Below are 19,771 nucleotides of genomic sequence, written 5' to 3'. Positions count from 1 at the left end.
CCCCTAAGAGATTAGCCGAATTATCGCGGTTCCAGGCGTCACGGGCGAACGTCCCCACGTTCCGCCCCTTGCGCGGGCCTTGCCGAGCGGAGAGACTTCGTTGACAGTGAGCGACCGCTCGGTGACCCAGCGAGAGAGCTGTCGAGGGGGCGAACGTGATCGGGATCCTGGTTGCCGAGCACCGGCCGGTGGTCCTCCGGGGCCTGGTGGCCTCGCTGGAGGGCGAGGCGGGCATGAGGGTCGTCGCGGCGGTCGGCACGGGAGACGCCGTTCTGCCCGCGGTCCTCGAACACCGCCCCGAGACCGCCGTCGTCGATCTCGACCTGCCCGGCGCCGACGCCTTCGCCGTCACGCTCGATCTGCACGCGCGGGCCCCTGGCTGCGGGGTTCTGCTGGTCTCGCACCGCCCCAGGCCCGGTCAGGTCCGCCGGGCCTTCGCCGCGCACGCGCTCGGGCTCATGAGCCTGGGTGTCAGCCCGGAGCAACTCGCCTCGGGGGTTCGCAGGGTCGCGGCCGGGCAGCGGGTCGTCGATCCCGAACTGGCCGTCGCCGCCCTGGAGATCGCGGAGAACCCGCTGACCCGCAGGGAGATGGACGTGCTCAGGCTGGCCGCTCTCGGAGCGCGGTCCAACGAGATCGCCGACCAGCTCTTCCTCTCCGTTGGAACGGTCCGCAACCATCTGTCGCGGATCATGTGCAAGACCCGGGCCCGCAGCAGGCTCGACGCCGTACGCATCGCCAGCGACTCAGGATGGCTGTGAGCCCTCGCTCAGGGACGCCAGATGAGGATCAGCGCGCAGTCGTCGTTGTGCCCTGCCGACATGGAGGAGACCAGGCTGCGGGCCCCGCTGCGGAAGCCTGAGGGAAGCAGTCGTTCCGCCTCCCCGAGCAGGCGGTCCAGCCCCGCGTCGATGTCGCGCCCCGGCTGCTCGATCAGCCCGTCGGTGTAGAGCATGAGGGCGTCACCCTTGCGGAGCATCCCCCGGTCGGGCTCGCAGTGCAGGTCGGGGACGATGCCGAGGACCACGCCCTTGGCCGGGGAGACCCGCCAGGCGCCCGCCCCCGAGTCGAACTTGACCACCGGAGGGTGACCCGCCGAGGTGATGACGTACTCGCCGGTGGCGAGGTTGAGCCGTACGTGCACGGCCGTGACGAAGCCCTCGGCCTCGCGTTGACGGTGCAGGTAGGTGTTGCACGAGCCCAGGAAGTCGGAGACGGAGCCGAGCAGACCGCCGAAGGTCCCGGAGAGCATCAGCGCCCTGGTCCCGGCGTCGACCCCCTTGCCCGAGACGTCCACCAGGGCGAGTTCGACCGTGTCGCCCTCACGCATGGAGACCAGGAAGTCACCTCCGAAGGAGGAGCCACCCGCCTGGGTGAGCACGACCCGTGAGTCCCATCCCTTGGGCAGCCTGGGCAGCTCACTCTGGCGTTTGAGCCGGTCGCGTAGTTCGAGCAGCATCGCGTCACCGCGCAGCCCCTGCACGCCGAGCTTGCCCCTGGTGCGGGCCATCAGCGTGGCCAGCACACCGGTGAAGCCGAAGGTGGCCATCAGACCGGGGCCGATGTGCCTGAAGCCGAGGGCGATCCCCACGTAGAGCAGGCAGGCGGCGACCGCGCACAGCAGCTTGACCAGGCTGCGGAGCCTGAGCTGCAGGCCGCCGACGAGGGTGATCGGGATCATGAGCGCGGGTGAGAACCACTCCGCGGAGACCCTGGCCGCCAGGCCACCGAGCACCAGGGTGAGCACGGTCAGCGTGACGAGCAGGTTACGGTCACGGGCCAGCGGCCCGCGGCGCAGAAGCCGTACGAGAGGGACCAGAAAGGGCACCCTCACCAGGAACGCACGGAGCGCCGGAGGTATCAGCGGCACCGGACGGGAACTCATGATGCGCTCGACTGTATCGGCCCGCACCCCGTTTGGGCAGCCCACTTGACCAATGCCTTGATCATTAAGGACGGATATTGAATGGCCGGGAGGGTTTGTCCGCCATACCGTAGGACAAATGAGCCTTAACCTGCGTCCCCTGACCGAAAACGATTACCCGGCGTGGATCCGGACCGACGAAGAGGCCTTCGGCAATCCCATCCCTCCGCACCGGCGTGAGCTGTTCAAGGAACTGATCGACTTCGACCGGTCGCTCGGCGCCTTCGACGGCGAGGAACTCGTCGGCGCCACCTGCATCTGCGGTTTCACGATGACGGTGCCCGGCGGGCCGGTCCCGGTCGCGGGTATCACCGCTGTCGCCGTACTGCCCTCGCACCGCCGCAGGGGCGTCCTGTCCGGCCTGATGACCCGCCAGCTCGGCGCGCTCCGCGAGCAGGGCGAGGCGATCGCCGCCCTGTACGCCTCCGAGGCCGCGATCTACGGACGTTTCGGGTACGGCAGGGCCTCGGACAACCTCGCCTTCGACGTCCCCACCCACAGCTCGGCCTTCGTCAGGCACGCCCCGGTCGATCCCTCGCTGCGGCTGCGCGTCGTCGACCCCGTGGCGGCCAGGAGCGTCTTCGAGAAGGTCTTCGAGGCCCAGCTCGACAGCCGTCCCGGGCTCTACGCCCGCACACCGGCCCGCTGGGACACGTTCCTGTCGGACCAGGAGAGCGATCAGGGCGGCGCCGGCCCGCTGCGCGCCGTGGTCGTCGAGGACGACGAGGGTCCCCGTGGCTACGCGATCTTCCGGATCAAGCTGACCTTCACCACCCATGACGTGCCGGACGGCGAGCTGCGGCTCAAGGAACTTGTCGGCCTCGACCCGGCCGCCTACGCCCTGCTCTGGCGGCACGTTCTCGACCGTGACCTGGTCTCCCGGGTCAGGACGGCCCAGCGTCCCCCGGACGACCCGCTGATCCACCTGCTGGCCGAGCCCCGCCACCTCAACGCGGCGTGGATGGACGAGCTGTGGGTCCGTCTCGTGGACGTCGAGCGGGCGCTCCCCCTGCGGCGTTACTCGGCGCCCGTGGACGTGGTGATCGAGGTCGAGGACACGGTCTGCCCGTGGAACGCGCGCCGCTGGCGGCTGTCGGCCGACACTCGGCAGGCCCGATGCGTTCCCGCTGACGACGCCGAGGCCGACGTGGTCCTGCCGGTCTCCGTACTGGGCGCGGCCTATCTGGGCGGGCGTCCGCTGGCGGCGGTGCAGGCCGCCGGGGTGGTGCGCGAGCTGCGGGAGGGAGCGGTCAGGCAGCTGTCGGCCGCGATGTCGTGGGACCCGGCTCCCTGGTGCGGACTGATCTTCTGAGCCTCCCCCTGCGTCGCGACGCGGGTTAGGGTGAGGCATGGCACTGCAGAGCTTGCAGATCAACGCGACCGTCGCCATGCGGGCCAGGGACGTCTCCCGGCCGACGCGTGAGCAGCAGGAGGCCGCCGACAGACGGCCCCTGCGGGATGAGACACAGCGCGGACAGGCTTCCGCACGCCGCCGGGCCTCCACGTCGAGGCCCGGGGAGGAACGTCAGGGCAGCGGCGGAAGCTGACCGATCGTCTCGTAGGACGTCAGCTGGGCGATCCTGCGGTTGTGCCGCTCCTGACCCGAGTAGGGGGTGGTGAGGAACAGCTCGACGAAGCCGACCGCCTCCTCCTGCGTGTGCATCCGGGCGCCGACGCTGATCACGTTGGCGTTGTTGTGCTCGCGGGCGAGCTTGGCCGTGTCCTCGCTCCAGGCCAGGGCCGCGCGGATGCCGCGCACCTTGTTCGCCGCGATCTGCTCGCCGTTGCCCGAGCCGCCGATGACGATTCCCAGGCTGCCCGAGTCGTCGGCGACGCCCTGCGCCGCGCGCAGCACGAACACGGGATAGTCGTCCTCGGCGTCGTAGACGAACGGCCCGCAGTCCGTCACGTCGTGGCCGTGCTCCTTGAGCCAGGAGACGAGATGGTTCTTGAGGTCATAGCCGGCATGGTCGGCACCGATGTAGACACGCACAGGCCCAGTTTCGCAGGTACGGCTGGCCGCCTCGACCCCCACCCCGGATAAGGTAACGGTCGGCATACCGCTTCAGCCCTTACAAGAGAGAGTCCTCATGCGTGACATCCGAGTGGTCGGCGACCCGGTCCTGCGTACGCCGGCCGAGCCGGTCACCGAGTTCGACCGTGATCTGCGCCGTCTGATCGACGAGATGTTCGACACGATGTACGCCGCGCAGGGCGTCGGGCTCGCCGGTCCTCAGATCGGCGTCTCGAAGCGGATCTTCGTCTACGACTGCAGCAAGCGCAAGGGGCACGTGATCAACCCCGTGCTGACCGTCGACGACGACGCCGAGGTCCTCGAAGAGGAGGGCTGCCTGTCGATCCCCGGCAAGGACAGCGGCACCCCGATCTACGCCGGGACCCCCCGCGCCGCCGGAGTCACGGTGCGCGGCCTCGACCGGCTCGGCCGCCCGGTCCAGATCAAGGCCAGGGGCATGCTCGCGCGCTGCTTCCAGCACGAGACCGACCACCTCGACGGCATGCTGTACGTCGACCGCCTCGCCAAGGACGCCGCCCGCAAGGTCCTTCTCCAGGCTCGCTGAGCGCGCCCGCCCCTCAGGGGGAAGGCTCAGCGGAGGGGCGGCGGCGAAGGCGAAGGAGGGGCCAGGACATCAGGCCGAGCCCCGCGGCCAGCAGCAGGACGACCACGATCCACTCGTTGGAGCCGCCTTCGCCGTACACGTGGCCCTGGCGGCCGGTGTCGAACGCCCTGACGGTCTGGCCGGGGGTGAAGGTGCCGCGGTCACCTCCGTAGAAACCGACCTCCGGCCGGACGGCCCGGCCGCCTCTGAACTCCCCCGTCCAGGTGCACTGCTCGTGGCCGGGGTGGGAGACACACTCGACCCGCCTGGCGGTGAAGGTGCCCCAGGTGCCCACCCCGCGCAGTGCCGCCAGGGCGGGACCGAGGTTCTGCGCGGCCAGCACCACCAGCAGCAGTCCTCCGGCGACGATCACCAGGTCGAAGGCGGTCAGACGCGTGGTGCCCAGTCTCATGCGGCGCCCTCCGGCAGAGGCGATGCCTTACGTGCAGGTCCTTACGAATCCTTCCGGAGGGTTTTACCCAGGATGTCCCTTGCTGACCGTCCGATACCGGACATCGGCCTACAGTTGGATCGCCTTGGTCTCCAGGAACTCCTCAAGCCCGGACTGGCCCAGTTCCCTGCCGATACCTGACTGCTTGTATCCCCCGAAGGGTGCGAGCGGGTTGAACCTGCCCCCGTTGACCGTCACCTGGCCCGCGCGCAGCCTGCGCGCGACCGAGAGCGCGTGCTTCTCCTCCCCCGCCCACACCGCGCCCGCCAGGCCGTACGGCGTGCCGTTGGCGATGGCGACGGCCTCGTCCTCGCCCCGGCTGTAGGGGACGATCACCAGGACCGGGCCGAAGATCTCCTCCTGCTCGATGACCATCCCGGGCTCGACACCGGCGAAGACCGTCGGCTCGACGTAGAAGCCCCGCTCACAGGGGTTGTCGGTGCCGCCCGTGACCAGCCTGGCACCCTCCTCCTCACCCCGGTTGATGTAGCGCACGACCCGCTCGCGCTGCGCGGCCGAGACCAGGGGACCGAGCCGGGTGCCCTCGTCGAAGGGGTCGCCCACGGTGTGGGCCTTGGCGATCTCGGCCGCCAGCCAGACGGCCTGGTCGTACTGGTCGCGGTGGACGATCATGCGGGTCCAGGCCGAGCAGGTCTGGCCGGAGTTGAGGAAGGCGTTGGCCACGGTCGCCTTGACCGCGGTCTCCAGGTCGGCGTCCGGCAGCACGACACTGGCCGACTTGCCGCCGAGTTCGAGGGTCACGCGCTTGACGGTCTCCGCGGCCAGGGCCGCGACCCTTCTGCCCGCCCTGGTCGAGCCGGTGAAGGAGACCATGTCCACGTCGGGATGGGTGACCAGTGCCTCACCGACGACCGGGCCCCGGCCGCTGAGCATGTTGAAGACCCCGCGCGGCAGCCCGACCTCGTCGAGGATCTCGGCCAGCGCGAACACGGCCAGCGGCGCGACCTCGCTGGGTTTGAGCACCACCGTGCATCCGGCGGCCAGGGCGGGGGCGACCTTGGCCACGGCCTGGTGCAGCGGGTAGTTCCACGGGGTGATGGCTCCAACGACCCCGGCGGGCTCTCTCAGGACAAGGGAGTTGCCGACCCTGCCGCCCTCGAAGTCGTAGCTCTCGGCCAGTCCGGCGTAGGAGGACAGCACCTCCGCGGGCAGGAGCGTCTGCACCCGCGTCGCGATGCCGTACGGGGTGCCCACGTCGGTGGCGATGACGCTCGCGATCCGGTCGGCGCGGTCCCGGATCAGGCCGGCCGCGGCGTTCAGCAGGCGGGCCCGTTCCGCGGGAGCCGTGGCCGACCACGCGGGCAGGGCCTCACGGGCGGCGGCGACGGCGACCTCGACGTCGGCGGGGGAACCCGCGGGAACGCGGTCGATCGTCTCCTCGGTCGCGGGATTGACGACGTCGAACCCCTCGCCGGACGCCGACGGCCGCCATGCTCCGTTCAGGTACAGATGACGCATGTCTCTCATCCTCGCGCGAGTGGTGGCGGGACGAGGGCTCCACGGGCCGCGTCCGTCCGCCTTCGCGATGAGCGTACGGCCAGGCGCTCCCCCGAGTGGGGAATCCTTGAGATCCATGAGAACTCGTGACATCCGGGCGGCGCGCGTCCCGCCGGGCCGGGAGACGGCGGGACGCCGGACCGGCCGGGCTCAGTCGAAGATCGGAGGCCGGGTGCGGGAGCGCTTGAGCTCGAAGAAGCCGTCGATGCCCGCGACGAGCCTGACGCCGTCCCAGAGTTTGGCCGCCTCCTCGCCCTTCGGGGCCGGAGAGACGACCGGACCGAAGAAGGCGACGTCCCCGACGGCGATGACCGGGGTGCCGACCTCCTGGCCGACCCGGTTGATGCCGTCGTTGTGGGAGGCGCGCAGGATCTCGTCGAACTCCTCGGAGTCCATCGCGTCCGCGAAGGCCCGCTCAAGCCCGGCGGCCTCAAGGGCCTCCTCGACGGTCTCGCGGAGGCTGTCGAGTTCCTTGAGCCTGCCCTGGTTGTGCAGGCGTGTGCCGAGCTCGGTGTAGAGCCTGCCGACCGTCTCCGAGTCGTACTTGTCCTGCACGGCGGCGACCACGCGAACCGGGCCGATGGCCCTGGCGATCATCTCGCGGTAGGTCTCGGGGACGTCCTTGTCCTCGTTGAGGATGTTGAGGCTCATGATGTGCCAGCGCGGCTCGATGGGCCGCACCTTCTCCACCTCCAGCAGCCAGCGGGAGGTCATCCATGCGAAGGGGCAGAAGGGGTCGAACCAGAGGTCGACCGGAGTGCGCTCAGTCATCTCTCAGCTTTCTGATCGTGAGGGCTTCGCACAGCGACAACCCGCATCACCGAGTTTCCTATTCCTACGACGGGTTATCACCTTGACCGGCCCCTTTATCCCCGAACATGATCGACAGTCGACTCCCAGGCCGGCGGGGGCGACGATCCAGGGCCTCACGTGGCAGGATTCAGGCACCCCTTCGCAACGAAGCGGGGGAATTTGTTGACGAGGGAGCGGTAGTGGCAGGCAATCTGACCCGTGACGAGGCGCGGGAGCGCGCACGGCTGATCAGCGTGCAGTCGTATGTCGTGGAGCTCGATCTGACCGAGGGAGACGAACGCTTCGAAAGTATCACCACGGTTCGCTTCACCGGCACCCGTCCCGGCGCGGAAACCTTCATCGACCTGGCGGGGGCCAAGGTCAGGAAGGCCGTGCTGAACGGCGTCGAGCTCGACGTGGACACCTACGACCCGGAGACCGGACGGCTGCCGCTGCCGAACCTGGCCGAGAGCAACGAGCTGCGCGTCGACGCCGACTGCTCCTACATGCGCACCGGGGAGGGCCTGCACCGCTTCGTCGACCCGGTCGACGACAGCGTCTACCTGCACAGCCAGTTCGAGACGGCCGACGCACACCGGATGTACGCCTGTTTCGACCAGCCGGACCTCAAGGCCACCTTCGAGCTGACCGTGCTCGCCCCCTCCTCCTGGGAGGTGATCTCCAACGCGGCGCCCGAGTCGGCCGAGGAGCTCCAGGAGCACAGCGGCCGTCACGGCACACTCCAGGCCGCCAGGCGCTGGCACTTCCCGCCGACCCCGGCGATCTCCACCTACATCACCGCGCTGTGCGCCGGGCCGTACCACAAGGTGACCTCCGAGCACGACGGCATCCCGCTCGGCCTGTACTGCCGGGCCTCGCTCGCCGAGCACCTCGACGCCGACAACCTCTTCGAGGTCACCAGGCAGGGCTTCGACTTCTTCCACCGGGTCTTCGGCATCCGCTACCCCTTCGGCAAGTACGACCAGCTGTTCGTACCGGAGTTCAACGCGGGCGCGATGGAGAACGCGGGCTGCGTGACCTTCCTTGAGGACTACGTCTTCCGCTCGCGCGTCACCGACGCGATCATCGAGCGCCGTGCGGAGACGATCCTGCACGAGATGGCGCACATGTGGTTCGGCGACCTGGTGACCATGCGCTGGTGGGACGACCTGTGGCTGAACGAGTCGTTCGCCACCTACGCCTCGGTGCTGTGCCAGGCGGAGGCGACCCGCTGGGGCCAGGGCGCCTGGACGACGTTCGCCAACGTGGAGAAGGCCTGGGCCTACCGCCAGGACCAGCTGCCCTCGACGCACCCGATCGCCGCCGACATCGTCGACATGCACGCCGTCGAGGTCAACTTCGACGGCATCACCTACGCCAAGGGCGCCTCGGTGCTCAAGCAGCTCGTCGCCTACGTGGGCCTGGACAACTTCCTGGCCGGTGTCCGCGACTACTTCAACGAGCACGCCTGGGGCAACACGACGCTCGCCGACCTGCTCGGCGCGCTTGAGCGCACCTCGGGGCGCGACCTGTCCTCCTGGTCGAAGGAGTGGCTGGAGACCTCCTGGGTCAACACGCTGCGTCCGTCGTTCACCACCGACGCCGAGGGGCGTTTCCTGGAGTTCGACGTGCTGCAGGAGGCTCCGGCCGACTACCCGACGCTGCGTTCGCACCGCGTCGCCATCGGCCTGTACTCCCTGCGGGAGGGCGCCCTGGTCCGCACCCGGCGGGTCGAGCTCGACGTGGTCGGCGCCCGCACCGCGGTCGCCGAGCTGGTCGGTGAGCTCCAGCCGGACCTGGTCCTGATCAACGACGACGACCTGACCTACGCGAAGGTCAGGCTCGACGGGCGTTCGCTGCAGACCCTGGTCGACGGCGGCATCGCCAGGTTCACCGAGTCGCTGCCGCGCGCCCTGTGCTGGTCGGCGGCGTGGGACATGACCCGTGACGCCGAGATGTCCACCCGCGACTACGTCGCGCTGGTGAACTCGGGCATCGAGTCGGTCAAGGACATCACCGTCGCCCAGACGGTGCTGCGCCAGGCGCGCCTGGCCGTCCAGCAGTACGCCGACCCGTCCTGGCGTGAGGAGGGCCTGGCGTCGCTGGCCGCGCGCCTGCGCTCGCTCGTCGCCTCCGCCGAGCCCGGCTCCGACCACCAGCTCGCCTACGTCAACGCCCTGTCGGCCGTCGCCTCCAACGAGGAGGACCTGGCCTTCCTGAAGGGCCTGCTCGACGGCTCGGCCACCCTCGAAGGGCTGACCGTGGACGCCGACCTGCGCTGGACGCTGGTCCAGGCCCTGGTGTCCGCAGGCGTCCTCGGCGAGGAGGACATCGCGCGGGAGCTGCAGCGTGACGCGACCGCGACCGGTGAGCGCTCCGCGGCGCTGGCCAGGGCCGCGATCCCGACGCCCGAGGGCAAGGCCGCCGCGTGGGCCGCCATCACCGAGGGCGGGCTGAGCGGCGCCCTGCTGCGTTCGACGATCCTGGGCTTCGTGGACCCACGCCACCCGGACCTGCTCGACCCGTACGCGGAGCGCTACTTCGAGGAGATCGGCGGGATCTGGAAGTCCTGGACCTCCGACAGCGCCCAGAACTTCGCCAACGGCTGCTACCCCATCCTGGCGATCTCACCGGAGACGGTGGCCAGGACCCAGGACCTGATCTCGGAGAGCCAGCCTCCGCAGGCACTGCGACGGCTGCTGCTCGAGGGCGCCGACGGCATCAGCCGTGCCCTGCGCGCCCAGGCGAAGGACGCCTCCGCGGCCTGAGCGACCGGGTTCCGCGTGACGACCCGACGCCCCTCGTCCTCGTTCGATGAGGGGCGTCAGGTGTCAGGGCAGGATGTGGCTTCGCGTTTCGAGCAACGCCAGGTGCTCGGTCGTCACCAGGTCGTGCCGCAGCGCGAGGGACACCAGCGCGACTCGTCGCCAGTCGGGCCTCACCGGCCGCTCCGGCATCCTCACCTGGAGCTTCACCCTGGCGAGATAGTCGATGTGAAAGTTGACCGCGGAACGGCCCAGCCCGAGGTGGGCCAGCCGGATGATGATCTCCGGAATGGTCGGGACGACGCCGCAGAGCGGATCGCGCAGCCGTGGTTCACAGAGGGCGACCAGGATCAGGAAGTAGGTCGCGGTGGCGTCCAGCGGAACGGTCTGTGCCGTCTCCCGCTCGCGTCTGGGGGCGTCGGGGCGGAGAAGGACGTGTTCGGGGGCGAACACCAGGAACGACGCCATACCTCCTGACGGGTCCCCGGACAGCCGTACCCTGCCCAGCTCGAAGGGGATCGGGGCGCGCATCCGTCCCGCGGGCACCCTGACGAACTCACCGTCCCCCTCCGGGGTGTCCACCACGTAGGTGGAGCGGCGGCTCAGGTTGGAGATCGTCCAGTAGTCGTCAACCGCGTCGATCCGTCCGGCGAGCCGGGAGACGGAAAGGTCGGGCAGCACCAGGTCGACCGCTCCCCTGCCGAAGGTGACATGCTCGCCGGGAGCGAGCTCCAGCACCTGCTCCCCCCTCTGGACGAGGATTCCTGAAAGCTTACGGATACTCACGGTGACGATCCTCGCGTACCCGGTGACCCTCCGCAGAGGAAAGGGGAGGAAAACGGGACCGCGAGCCGCGCCGCGAGATGCGCTGACACACGGTCATTGCATGGTAACGATGAGTGCATGGAAGTCCCCCCGACCATCGGCCGCTACCGCGTGGAGCGGTTCCTCGGCCAAGGCGCGTTCGCCACGGTGTGGCTCGCGCATGACGACGACCTGAGCGCTCCCGTCGCGGTGAAGGTGCTGGCCGCCCACTGGGCCGACCACCGGCGGATACGCAGGCGCTTCACCCAGGAGGCCCGGATGATCCGCAGGGCCGACTCCCCTCACGTGGTGCAGGTCCACGACGTCGGCGCGCTGCCCGACGGACGGCCGTTCTTCGTCATGGGCTACGCCGACCGCGGCACCCTGCGCGACCGCCTGGCCGTCGGCCCCGTGCCGTGGGCGGAGGCGGTCGAACAGGTGCTCCAGATCGCCGCGGGGGTGGCCGCGCTGCACGACAACGGCATCGTCCACCGTGACCTCAAGCCCGCCAACATCCTGGTCCGCTCCCTGCCCGCCGGCGGGGAGCGGCTGCTCGTCGCCGACCTCGGCATCGCGGGTGAGCTCGCCCAGACCTCCGGGCTCACGGTCGGCGGCGGCACCCCCGGCTACATGGCGCCCGAGCAGCTGCGGCCCGGCTCCCTCCCCGACGAACGCGCCGACGTGTACGGCCTGGCCGCGGTGGCCCACCACCTGTTCACCGGCGGGCCGCCCGGCGCGATGGCGGGCTCCTTCCCCGGCCCCGTCGGCGACGTCGTCGCCCGGGGACTCGCCGACGACCGCGCGCAGCGGTGGCCGAACGTCCGTTCCTTCGCCGCGGCGCTGGCCCGGGCCGCCCGTGAGGAGGCCTCCTCCCCGGGCGGCGAGACCGCGGACGGCACACGGGTGCGGGAACGCGCACGACGTGTCCCCTTCAGGCCGGGGTGGCGTCCACCGGTCGCGCTCGCCCTGGCCGCGGTCGCCGTGGCCGGAGGTGTCGCGCTGGCCCTGACCGGGGACGACCAGGACTACGGACGGTGGCTGCGGCCGGACGCCGACCTCCCGGGGCGTTACCGCGCGGCCATCGTCGAGGCGGGCACCTGGTGCACCGGTGTCCCCGGCCTCAGCCCCGCGCTCGTCGCCGCGATGCTCAAGGCGGAGAGCGGCTTCGACCGTGACCTCGCCGACGCCACCGCCGGCGAGTACGGCATCGCCCGCTGGACACCCGACGTCCTGGCCGCCTACCTGCCGCCGAACTACTCGCGATCGCCCCTGGCCGGGGCGATGGACCCGGAGATCGCCATCCCCGCGATCGGCAGGTTCCTGTGCACGCTCGGCCCCCGGATACGGGACGTGCCCGGCGACCCCGCACTGAATCTGGCCGGTCTCTACCGCAGCTCGTCCGATGCCGTACGGCAGGCTGGAGGGGTGCCCGCGCGGTGGCGTGAGCACGTCGCCAGGGTCGGCCTCTATCTGAGGGCCTATCTGCCCCTGACGGGTTCCCGGTCACTGCCCCGTGGTCTGGTCGGCCGCCAAACGATGATAAGAATAGGCACTTCCTGGGAGGACGCCGAAAAGCCATATTTTGCGCAGTACGACATCGCCGTCGTTCACCGACCGTGAAAGGGTGATCAAGTGGAATCGGCCCGTGATCTGCTCGTGTCCCTGGCCCGGAGGTACGCCTTCGCCGACGTCGGGGCACTCGCGGCGGACGTCGTGGCCGGGGCGGACGAGATCGAGGCGGTGTGCGAGTTCGGGCAGCGGCTCATGTCGCTGGACGCGGAGGACTTCGCCGCCGAGGCGCGGTCCGTGCCCGCGGACCTGAGGCGGCGGGCACGGGCGTGCACCATGCCGCAGACACCGAAGGAGCAGCCGCGCGGAGCGCTTGAGTCACTGCGCCCGGCCTACGCGCTGCTGCTCGAAGTGATCGCGATCCGGTGGCACAGGCGTGAGCTGAGCCCGATGGTCGCCGCGCTGCACATCGCCAGCGAGTATCTCCCGCTGCTCGCCTTCGAACCGGTGCTCGGCAACGCCGGCGACCCGGCTCGCTGGCCGCCCGGACTGGCCGCGCCGGGCAGTCGTTTCGGGGTCATCGGCGAACGCGAGTGCGACCACACCAAGGCCGAGCAGTCGGCGGCCAACCGGACCCTGCGGGTCTCCGGGGAGCCGGGGGAGGGCTGGCGGGCCTACTTCGACCGCCAGCACAGCCAGGTCGCGGGCGCGCTCGCCACCTGTGTCGCGACCTGCCGCACCCCGTGCTCCGCGATGGAATGGATCGAGCCCTCCCGCCGCGAGGACCTGTCCACGCGGGCGAGGGTCGCGCTGACCTTCGCCGACACCCCCCTCGTACGGCTGCGCCACGCCGCCCCCGTCGGTCACGGGTTCGGCGTTCCCTCTCCCGAGGAGGTGCTCGACGCCTGGGAGCGCAGCCGTACGATCCTGGCCAAGAACGAGATCGGCAACGCCGCGACGGAGGACGACGGCTTCCCGCTCGCGGGCCTGCCCAGCCTGTTCTCCGCGATCGCCACCGCTCCGACGACGCCCTCGACGCTCCTGTCGGACATCAGCACCCACCTGGTACGGCTCCTGCGCTCCTGAAGGCCCTCAGGCGCCCAGGATGGCCTGGCCGACGGCGACGGCGAACAGGCAGCAGGCCGCGGCCACGAGGAACAGGAGCATCCCTCTGCGGATGTAGCGGTCCTTGGCCTGCGCCACGGCGCCGAGCCTCCTGATCCGCAGCACCAGGTCGTCGGCGCCGGCCCGGGTGTCCTGGCCGCCCAGTCTCGCCCACAGCTCGGCGAGGGCCTCGTCGGAGAAGGCTCCGCGCGACCTGCCGCTCCGCGTCCGGTCCTCGTCCTCCTGCCGGACGGGCGGGCTCCAGGTGTGCAGACGGCCCGCGTACGAACGGCGGCGCTCGATGCTCCTGCCCGCGAGTCCCGAGCTGAGCGGATGCAACGCGCCGACGAGCATCACCGCGCCCATCGTGCAGAAGAACGCTCCCGTCCACCACAGCCACTCCACCTGGCCGGGCAGGACTCCCGGTTTCAGCATCCCCGCGACGACCGCGGCGAGGACGGCCGCGACCAGCAGCGCGACCGCCTTCCTGTTCTGCCCTCGGTTGTCCGCGCGCACCTCCGCCAGGACCTCGTCGAGATAGGAGAGCACCTCGTCCCTCTCCTGGGCCACCTCGCCCTCCCGTGGGACGCCTTGGGAATCACGCCCGATCTTCAGCACGCCCGCATTATCCGAGAACTCACCTGCGCCGGGAAGCCAGATCGGCGAGCATCCACATTCCTGTGACAAGTCCGCCGACGAGGTTGCCGCCACCGAAGGCCGTCGCCATCGAGACCGCGGCGACGCGGCACTCACCGTCGCCCAGTCTCAGCCTGGCGACGGGACCGGTGACCACCTCGACCGCCCTGGCGTCGGGGTCGACGAACACGAGCACGGCCGTGTCCGCCTCCTCCCCCAGCGCGGCGTGCAGCCGTTCGGAGAAGTGGCGGCGCGGCCCGAGCGCGGGGCCGAGGTAGACGGCGAAGCGCAGGCCGCTGCGGCGCTCCGCCACGCGCATCGCCTGCCGGATGTCACGGGCCTGCGTCGAGGTGAGGCCACCGACCGTCAGCATGTCCTCACTGTTTCCTCACCATGCCGCGTCCTCACCATGCCGCAGAAGCCCCTCCGACCCGTCTGCCCGGCTCGGAGACCCGGGCCAGGGCCACCCAGTCGACTTCGGGGGCGAGGTTCGCAGACGGCACGGGGTCGACCAGGACCTGGCCCGAGGAGAGCGCCTCCCGCTCGCTGCGGAACGGACCGCCGAACCACACCGCGGCCGCCGAGGTGCCCCTGATCGCGCTCGCGCGCATCCTGCCGGGAAGCAGGACAAAGGCACTGATGATCAGGAACAGGCCGCCGGAGGCACCGAACAGGAGCTCCATGACCTGGATCGTGTCCACAGGTCCACGGTAGATCCACGCCGCCGACCCGTCGAGTCCTGTCCGTGACCTCGCCGCTCACGGCCCTCACATGGCGTCCAGGTGACGACCTGCGGCTTCCGGCGTTCTCGGGGCCCGGGAACGCCGGGAACGGTAAGATCACGTAGCGGACGACGCCTTCTCGCGAACGACCTGGGTTCTCTAGAGAGAAACAACAGACATACCCGGTTCGGATAAACGTCATGCGAAAGGCGAAGGCCACAAAAGTATGAGAAACGCAATACTAGGCACCCACATAGGCGTCAGCTACGGTGAGTCACGTGGATTCCGGTCAGGCACCAGAAGACGGTAACACTACGTCACCCATTTGGGTCGGCGACCGCACGGCCGACGACAGGCCGCCGTCTCGACCCGCCACACCCGCGTCCGAGTACGCGCCCGTCGAGCGCACCTCGCTGCGCGTCCTGCTCGACGACCCCCGCTACGGCCATCTCAGACGACGTGTCCTGGTCGCGGTCGCCTCGGGCGTCGTCGGAGGCATCCTCTTCTCCGACATACGGCTGGGCGTCACCTGCGCGATCATCGGCGCGATCGTCGACACCGTACTGCGGGCCCGCACCCACTCGACCGTGCCCGCCTGGCGTCGCGGCTCGGTCGCGGAGCGTCAGACCGAGGCGCAGCTCAAAAGGATGGAGCGGGGCGGCTACCGAAGCCTGCACGCCCGCGCGATCCCCGAGAGCGAGGCCCAGATCGACCACCTGGTGGTCGGCCCGACGGGGGTCTACGCCGTCGACTCGGAGAAATGGGACAAACGCCTTCCGGTCCGCGTCCAGTCGCACCGCAAGCTGTTCCACGGCCCCTTCAACCAGAAGCCCCGTCTCGACGAGGCGCGCTGGGAGGCCTCCAGAGCCTCCGAACTGATCGGCGAGGCGCTCGGCCACGAGGTGACGATCATTCCCTCCCTCGCGATCTACGGCCCGGCGATCCCGTGGAAAGTCCTCACGGTGCGTGATGTGGACGTCTTCGACGGCGGCCGTGTCCGTAAGTGGATCACCAAGCGCGAGCGGTCGCTCACCGACGCCGAGATCGACGAGATCTACGAGGCCGCCGAGCGGGTCCTGCCCGCCCGTTACCCCGAGCCCTGATCCCTTCTCACCGTTCCTCCACGCGCCCCGGGACTCCTCCCTGCCGAGGTCCCGGGGTTCGTGTCTCGCGCCGTGGACGCCCGTCTCACGCACCGGGCGATGGCCGTACCATTTGAGGACACGGTTTCGATGATGGGAGAAGCCTCATGCCCGCCCTCAGGTCTCGTACGGTCACGCACGGCAGGAACATGGCCGGTGCCCGGGCCCTGCTCCGGGCGACGGGCGTAGCCGGGGGCGACTTCGGCAAACCCATCATCGCGGTGGCCAACAGCTTCACCCAGTTCGTCCCGGGCCACGTCCACCTGCGCGAGGTCGGCGACGTGGTCGCGGGCGCGATCAGGGAGGCGGGCGCGATCCCGCGTGAGTTCAACACCATCGCGGTCGACGACGGCATCGCGATGGGGCACGGCGGCATGCTCTACTCGCTGCCCAGCCGCGAGCTGATCGCCGACGCCGTCGAGTACATGGTCAACGCGCACTGCGCCGACGCGCTGATCTGCGTCTCCAACTGCGACAAGATTACCCCGGGCATGCTCCTGGCCGCCTTCAGGCTCAACATCCCCACGGTCTTCGTCTCCGGCGGGCCGATGGAGGCCGGTAAGACCCCGGGCCGCAAGCTCGACCTGATCGACCCGATGATCGCCTCCGCCGACGACGCCGTCTCCGACGCCGAGCTGCTGGAGATGGAGGAGAACGCCTGCCCGACCTGCGGTTCGTGCAGCGGGATGTTCACCGCCAACTCGATGAACTGCCTCACCGAGGCCATCGGCCTGGCACTGCCCGGCAACGGCACGATTCTGGCCACCCACAAGGCGCGCAAGAAGCTCTACCAGGACGCCGGTCGGCAGCTGGTCGAGATCACCCGCCGTTACTACGAGCAGGACGACGAGTCGGTCCTGCCGCGCAGCATCGCCACCAAGGAGGCGTTCGAGAACGCCATGGCCCTCGACGTGGCCATGGGCGGCTCGACCAACACGATCCTGCACATCCTGGCCGCGGCCCGCGAGGCTCGCGTCGACTTCGGCCTCAAGGAGATCAACGAGATCTCGCTGCGGGTGCCATGCCTGTGCAAGGTCGCCCCCGCGACTGCGAAGTACCACGTCGAGGACGTCCACCGCGCGGGCGGCATCCCGGCCATCCTCGGCGAGCTCGACCGGGCGGGCCTGATCCACCGCGAAACGCACACCGTCAACGGCGGCACCATCGGCGACTACATCGACGCCTGGGACCCCTGCTCGGCGGGTGTGCTGCCCGAGGCGACCGAGCTGTGGCACGCGGCCCCCGGCAACGTCCGCACCGTCAAGCCCTACTCGCAGGAGGCCCGCTGGGACTCCCTCGACCTCGACCGGTCCGAGGGCTGTGTGCGCGACTCCGAGCACGCCTACACCCGTGACGGCGGTCTGGCCGTCCTGTACGGCAACATCGCCACCGAGGGCTGCATCGTCAAGACGGCCGGGGTCGACGAGGAGATCTGGCGCTTCTCCGGGCCCGCCGTGGTGTTCGAGTCCCAGGACGACGCGGTCGAGGGCATCCTGAACAACCGGGTCAAGCCCGGCGACGTCGTGGTCATCCGCTACGAGGGCCCCAAGGGCGGCCCCGGCATGCAGGAGATGCTCTACCCGACCTCCTTCCTCAAGGGAAAGGGCCTGGGCAAGGCCTGCGCGCTGATCACCGACGGCCGTTTCTCCGGCGGCACGAGCGGGCTGTCCATCGGGCACGCCTCCCCCGAGGCCGCGGAGGGCGGCACCATCGCCCTGGTCGAGGACGGCGACATCGTGGAGATCGACATCCCGGGCCGGTCGATCGAGCTGAAGGTCGCCGAGGAGGAGCTCGCGACCAGGCGTGAGCGGCTGCTGGCCGAGCTGGGCGGCTATCGCCCCCGTGACCGGCACCGTCCGGTCAGCGCGGCTCTGCAGGCCTACGCCGCGCTGACCACCTCGGCCTCGACCGGCGCCTCAAGGGACCTGTCCCAGCTGTCGCGATGACGACCGTCTCCTCGGGGGGTACGGCTGAGCCGTGTCCTCCGAGGGAAGGCCGCTGTATCCGACAGGCAGTTCGAAAATTGTCGGTGGCGGAGCATACCATGTGACCATGGCCAACGTCATGAAGCCCGCACGCAGCCCGTTGACGACCGCCGAGATCGCCGCCCTCGCCCTGTCCCTGGCCCATCTGGGCTCCGACCCGCAGGCAACCGCCGCCCGCAGCGGCCTGCGTCACGCGTTCGAGCACATGGAGATCGACGACGAGGTCGTCTCCACCACCCTGGCTACCCTGACCGAGCCGATGCCCGACCCCGTCGCCGACCGGGCCAGGACCATCGCCAACGCCATCACCTCCCACCTGGTCGTCCGGCTCCACTACCGTGACGTCTCCGGGCGGGTGACGGTGCGCGACGTCGATCCCGTGACGTGCATGGTGCACCGCGACTACTGGTATCTCGTGGGCATGTGCCGCATGCGCGGCGCGATCCGCGCCTTCAGGTTCGACCGGATCGTGGCCACCGAGCCGACCTTCATCCCCGCCCGCCCGCACAGGGCCGGTGACTTCCTGCCCTTCCAGGGCAGGCGCGCCGTCCAGCGGGGCCGCGAGGCCGCCTGACCCCACGGCCCCACGGCGACACCGGCGTGGTGGGCGGCGAAGCGGCTAGCCGCCGCAGCAACCGCCCCCACAGCACCCGCCACCGCCGCCACCGGCCGGGCGGGGCGCCGTGACGCCTGAGCCACCCGTCACGGCGACCGTGGACAGCAGCTTGACGGTGTCGTCGTGGCCCTGAGGGCAGAGCGCGGGCTCGCCGGAACGGGCCATCGGGCGGGAGATCTCGAAGGTCGATCCGCAGGCGCGGCAGCGGAAGTCGTAACGCGGCATGGCACCAGGTTACTCAGCCGCAGCCCGTACGGGCACGGCCGTACGGTCGTGAGGAGATCACGGCACGAGCCCGTCCGGGAAGGGCGGGGCGTCACGAGCGCGTCTCGTCCCCACCCCAGGACACGGCCGTCGGTCAGCCGAAGACGATGGAGGCGTAGTCGGCCACGGGCCGGTAGCCGATCGTCCGATAGATCGAGTTGGACACGGGGTTGGACAGGTCGGTGAACAGCAGCACCTCTGCCGCCCCCCACTCTCGTGCCCTGGCCGTGACGGCATGGGACACCGCGGTGCCGTACCCCCTGCCGCGCTCTCGGGGAGGGGTGTAGACCGGGCCGACCCGCGAGACGCCTCCGATCGGCACCGAGGCGCCCGCGTAGGCCACCGGCCGCCCCTCCACCTCCCACAGGAGGATCTCCCGCCTGCCGACCCGCCCGGCGAGCACGGCCGCGAGACCGCCGGACGAATGGCCGCCCGCCTCCCGCTGGAAGGCCTGTCCCCAGGCGACCAGCAGTTCGAGGTCCTGGGTGCCCGCCGTACGAGGGGCGCCCCGAGGGTGGACAGGCGGCGGGGTGAGCGTGTCCAGGCGGTAGAGACGTTCGGAGCGCCGCGTCCTCTCCGGACGCCACCAGGCCGCGGCGAACGCCTCGGCGAGGGCGACGCCGCCCCGGACGCCGAGGACGGGACGTTCGGCCTCGATGAGCGCGGTGGCCAGTTCGCGGACGGCCTCGGCCGGCATGTCGGCGAGCATCAGGAGCTGGGGAGGGGCGTGCAGGGCCGCGGCCACGATCTCACCCCCGGGATCCGCCGCCCATCCCATGAGCGGGTCCTCACTCCACAACCCCTCACGCAGCGCGCGCAGCATCGTGAGCTGGATCGTGTTGCGCACCGGCTCACGCAACAACCACTGCTCCGCCGCCCCGGCGTACACCTCTGGATCGGAGGTGAAGGTCCATCTCATGC

At 70.3% G+C, this 19,771-nt stretch carries 21 protein-coding genes; 10 read left to right on the top strand and 11 right to left on the bottom strand.

The features are described 5' to 3' along the window. Positions 1-155: 155 nt before the first annotated feature. Positions 156-761 carry a LuxR C-terminal-related transcriptional regulator gene (locus ABT340_RS11970; RefSeq protein WP_352010706.1) on the top strand — a complete coding sequence of 202 codons (606 nt, stop codon included), beginning with the start codon at positions 156-158 and terminating at the stop codon, positions 759-761. 8 nt (positions 762-769) lie between these two features. On the opposite strand, the gene ABT340_RS11965 is transcribed toward ABT340_RS11970, so the two are convergent. Further along, a complete protein-coding gene (locus tag ABT340_RS11965) occupies positions 770-1,885 on the bottom strand; it encodes a PP2C family protein-serine/threonine phosphatase (RefSeq protein ID WP_352010705.1) in 1,116 nt (371 codons plus the stop codon). A 118-nt stretch (positions 1,886-2,003) separates the two neighbouring features. Here ABT340_RS11965 and ABT340_RS11960 point away from each other — a divergent pair, with 118 nt between their 5' ends. Both ABT340_RS11960 and ABT340_RS11955 read left to right on the top strand, forming a co-directional pair. Then, a complete protein-coding gene (locus ABT340_RS11960) occupies positions 2,004-3,236 on the top strand; it encodes a GNAT family N-acetyltransferase (RefSeq protein ID WP_352010704.1) in 1,233 nt (410 codons plus the stop codon). A gap of 37 nt (positions 3,237-3,273) precedes the next feature. Further along, positions 3,274-3,471, top strand: coding sequence for a hypothetical protein (locus ABT340_RS11955; RefSeq protein ID WP_352010703.1), 198 nt, complete (start codon positions 3,274-3,276; stop codon positions 3,469-3,471). On the opposite strand, the gene ABT340_RS11950 is transcribed toward ABT340_RS11955, so the two are convergent. Beyond that, positions 3,450-3,917 carry a ribose-5-phosphate isomerase gene (locus tag ABT340_RS11950; RefSeq protein ID WP_352010702.1) on the bottom strand — a complete coding sequence of 156 codons (468 nt, stop codon included), beginning with the start codon at positions 3,915-3,917 and terminating at the stop codon, positions 3,450-3,452. The two genes, ABT340_RS11955 and ABT340_RS11950, sit on opposite strands and share 22 nt — an antisense overlap. A gap of 97 nt (positions 3,918-4,014) precedes the next feature. Here ABT340_RS11950 and def point away from each other — a divergent pair, with 97 nt between their 5' ends. Beyond that, positions 4,015-4,503, top strand: coding sequence for a peptide deformylase (def, locus tag ABT340_RS11945; RefSeq protein ID WP_352010701.1), 489 nt, complete (start codon positions 4,015-4,017; stop codon positions 4,501-4,503). 13 nt (positions 4,504-4,516) lie between these two features. Here the strand turns inward: def and ABT340_RS11940 are convergent, their stop codons facing one another. The 3 genes from ABT340_RS11940 to ABT340_RS11930 all read right to left on the bottom strand — a co-directional run bounded on the left by ABT340_RS11940 (position 4,517) and on the right by ABT340_RS11930 (position 7,282). Then, positions 4,517-4,954: a hypothetical protein gene (locus ABT340_RS11940; protein ID WP_352010700.1), complete on the bottom strand. Its 438-nt coding sequence runs from the start codon at positions 4,952-4,954 to the stop codon at positions 4,517-4,519. A 108-nt stretch (positions 4,955-5,062) separates the two neighbouring features. After that, positions 5,063-6,472 (bottom strand): aldehyde dehydrogenase family protein, encoded by a 1,410-nt coding sequence (locus tag ABT340_RS11935; RefSeq protein WP_352010699.1) that lies wholly within the window; start codon positions 6,470-6,472, stop codon positions 5,063-5,065. 189 nt (positions 6,473-6,661) lie between these two features. Next, on the bottom strand, positions 6,662-7,282 hold the full coding sequence (locus ABT340_RS11930) for a mycothiol-dependent nitroreductase Rv2466c family protein (RefSeq protein ID WP_352010698.1): 621 nt from the start codon (positions 7,280-7,282) through the stop codon (positions 6,662-6,664). A 221-nt stretch (positions 7,283-7,503) separates the two neighbouring features. On the opposite strand from ABT340_RS11930, the gene pepN reads away from it, so the two are divergent. After that, positions 7,504-10,071: an aminopeptidase N gene (gene pepN / locus ABT340_RS11925; RefSeq protein WP_352010697.1), complete on the top strand. Its 2,568-nt coding sequence runs from the start codon at positions 7,504-7,506 to the stop codon at positions 10,069-10,071. A gap of 63 nt (positions 10,072-10,134) precedes the next feature. Here pepN and ABT340_RS11920 read toward each other — a convergent pair whose 3' ends face one another. Further along, entirely contained in the window at positions 10,135-10,854 is a 720-nt protein-coding gene (locus ABT340_RS11920) for an FHA domain-containing protein (RefSeq protein ID WP_352010696.1), read from the bottom strand. Positions 10,855-10,971: 117 nt separating this feature from the next. Between ABT340_RS11920 and ABT340_RS11915 the strand changes: the two genes are divergently transcribed. Next, positions 10,972-12,492, top strand: coding sequence for a serine/threonine-protein kinase (locus ABT340_RS11915; RefSeq protein ID WP_352010695.1), 1,521 nt, complete (start codon positions 10,972-10,974; stop codon positions 12,490-12,492). Positions 12,493-12,504: 12 nt separating this feature from the next. Beyond that, positions 12,505-13,467, top strand: a complete 963-nt coding sequence (locus ABT340_RS11910; RefSeq protein WP_352010694.1) for a hypothetical protein — start codon at positions 12,505-12,507, stop codon at positions 13,465-13,467. Positions 13,468-13,473: 6 nt separating this feature from the next. Here the strand turns inward: ABT340_RS11910 and ABT340_RS11905 are convergent, their stop codons facing one another. From ABT340_RS11905 to ABT340_RS11895, 3 genes are read right to left on the bottom strand one after another with little or no spacing between them, the layout of a single operon-like run. After that, positions 13,474-14,103, bottom strand: coding sequence for a Pycsar system effector family protein (locus tag ABT340_RS11905; RefSeq protein ID WP_352010693.1), 630 nt, complete (start codon positions 14,101-14,103; stop codon positions 13,474-13,476). 19 nt (positions 14,104-14,122) lie between these two features. Beyond that, positions 14,123-14,494 carry a DUF5130 family protein gene (locus ABT340_RS11900; protein WP_352010692.1) on the bottom strand — a complete coding sequence of 124 codons (372 nt, stop codon included), beginning with the start codon at positions 14,492-14,494 and terminating at the stop codon, positions 14,123-14,125. Between the two features lie 31 nt (positions 14,495-14,525). Continuing rightward, positions 14,526-14,822 (bottom strand): hypothetical protein, encoded by a 297-nt coding sequence (locus ABT340_RS11895; protein ID WP_352010691.1) that lies wholly within the window; start codon positions 14,820-14,822, stop codon positions 14,526-14,528. 299 nt (positions 14,823-15,121) lie between these two features. Between ABT340_RS11895 and ABT340_RS11890 the strand changes: the two genes are divergently transcribed. The 3 genes from ABT340_RS11890 to ABT340_RS11880 all read left to right on the top strand — a co-directional run bounded on the left by ABT340_RS11890 (position 15,122) and on the right by ABT340_RS11880 (position 18,544). Continuing rightward, complete coding sequence (locus tag ABT340_RS11890; RefSeq protein WP_352010690.1) at positions 15,122-15,946, top strand: nuclease-related domain-containing protein; 825 nt, start codon at positions 15,122-15,124, stop codon at positions 15,944-15,946. A 146-nt stretch (positions 15,947-16,092) separates the two neighbouring features. After that, entirely contained in the window at positions 16,093-17,931 is a 1,839-nt protein-coding gene (gene ilvD / locus ABT340_RS11885) for a dihydroxy-acid dehydratase (RefSeq protein ID WP_352010689.1), read from the top strand. Between the two features lie 106 nt (positions 17,932-18,037). Beyond that, positions 18,038-18,544, top strand: coding sequence for a helix-turn-helix transcriptional regulator (locus tag ABT340_RS11880; protein ID WP_352010688.1), 507 nt, complete (start codon positions 18,038-18,040; stop codon positions 18,542-18,544). A gap of 45 nt (positions 18,545-18,589) precedes the next feature. Here the strand turns inward: ABT340_RS11880 and ABT340_RS11875 are convergent, their stop codons facing one another. After that, entirely contained in the window at positions 18,590-18,811 is a 222-nt protein-coding gene (locus ABT340_RS11875) for an FmdB family zinc ribbon protein (protein WP_352010687.1), read from the bottom strand. A gap of 133 nt (positions 18,812-18,944) precedes the next feature. Further along, positions 18,945-19,769 (bottom strand): GNAT family N-acetyltransferase, encoded by an 825-nt coding sequence (locus ABT340_RS11870; protein ID WP_352010686.1) that lies wholly within the window; start codon positions 19,767-19,769, stop codon positions 18,945-18,947. Positions 19,770-19,771: the final 2 nt, after the last annotated feature.

Source organism: Streptosporangium sp. NPDC000239 (assembly GCF_040300765.1).
Classification (GTDB): domain Bacteria; phylum Actinomycetota; class Actinomycetes; order Streptosporangiales; family Streptosporangiaceae; genus Streptosporangium.
This window is presented reverse-complemented; position numbering and strand designations above follow the sequence as displayed.

Coding starts and splice junctions, on each gene's coding strand:
- ABT340_RS11965 (WP_352010705.1), bottom strand. CDS start 1,885: ATGAGTTCCCGTCCGGTGCCGCTGATACCTCCGGCGCTCCGTGCGTTC.
- ABT340_RS11960 (WP_352010704.1), top strand. CDS start 2,004: ATGAGCCTTAACCTGCGTCCCCTGACCGAAAACGATTACCCGGCGTGG.
- ABT340_RS11955 (WP_352010703.1), top strand. CDS start 3,274: ATGGCACTGCAGAGCTTGCAGATCAACGCGACCGTCGCCATGCGGGCC.
- def (WP_352010701.1), top strand. CDS start 4,015: ATGCGTGACATCCGAGTGGTCGGCGACCCGGTCCTGCGTACGCCGGCC.
- ABT340_RS11940 (WP_352010700.1), bottom strand. CDS start 4,954: ATGAGACTGGGCACCACGCGTCTGACCGCCTTCGACCTGGTGATCGTC.
- ABT340_RS11935 (WP_352010699.1), bottom strand. CDS start 6,472: ATGCGTCATCTGTACCTGAACGGAGCATGGCGGCCGTCGGCGTCCGGC.
- ABT340_RS11930 (WP_352010698.1), bottom strand. CDS start 7,282: ATGACTGAGCGCACTCCGGTCGACCTCTGGTTCGACCCCTTCTGCCCC.
- ABT340_RS11915 (WP_352010695.1), top strand. CDS start 10,972: ATGGAAGTCCCCCCGACCATCGGCCGCTACCGCGTGGAGCGGTTCCTC.
- ABT340_RS11900 (WP_352010692.1), bottom strand. CDS start 14,494: ATGCTGACGGTCGGTGGCCTCACCTCGACGCAGGCCCGTGACATCCGG.
- ilvD (WP_352010689.1), top strand. CDS start 16,093: ATGCCCGCCCTCAGGTCTCGTACGGTCACGCACGGCAGGAACATGGCC.
- ABT340_RS11880 (WP_352010688.1), top strand. CDS start 18,038: ATGGCCAACGTCATGAAGCCCGCACGCAGCCCGTTGACGACCGCCGAG.
- ABT340_RS11875 (WP_352010687.1), bottom strand. CDS start 18,811: ATGCCGCGTTACGACTTCCGCTGCCGCGCCTGCGGATCGACCTTCGAG.
- ABT340_RS11870 (WP_352010686.1), bottom strand. CDS start 19,769: ATGAGATGGACCTTCACCTCCGATCCAGAGGTGTACGCCGGGGCGGCG.